Source organism: Janthinobacterium sp. FT14W (assembly GCF_009208755.1).
Lineage (GTDB): Bacteria > Pseudomonadota > Gammaproteobacteria > Burkholderiales > Burkholderiaceae_D > Janthinobacterium > Janthinobacterium violaceinigrum.
This window is the reverse complement of record NZ_WFLL01000181.1, coordinates 1-255: the sequence shown is the minus strand read 5'-3', so window position 1 is coordinate 255 and position 255 is coordinate 1. Positions and strand designations below refer to the sequence as shown.

1 protein-coding gene is annotated in these 255 nt (G+C 70.2%); it reads right to left on the bottom strand.

Features of this window, described 5'->3' with window-relative positions:
- The coding region (locus GCN74_RS28525) for a POTRA domain-containing protein (protein ID WP_193317319.1) at positions 1-255 on the bottom strand (255 nt) is incomplete at both ends.

Sequence of the window (255 nt, the reverse complement as noted above, 5' to 3'; positions counted from 1 at the left end):
CCGTCGAACGCGAGCCGCCATCGTCGAGGCCCAGCGCCAGGCGGAATGGCAAGCCCTGCTTCCACTGGATCTGCAGGTCGCTCTCGCCCGGCTTCGCATTGCCGCCCTCGGCCGGCATGATCTGGATATCGGCTTCGGCCGTCGGCACGCGCTTGAAATTCTCCAGCGCCTGCTCCGTGTCGCGCACGTTGAGCAAGTCGCCGGGCCGCGCCGGCACGGCATTCCACCAGGTGGCGCGGGGATGGGTGCCGGGCG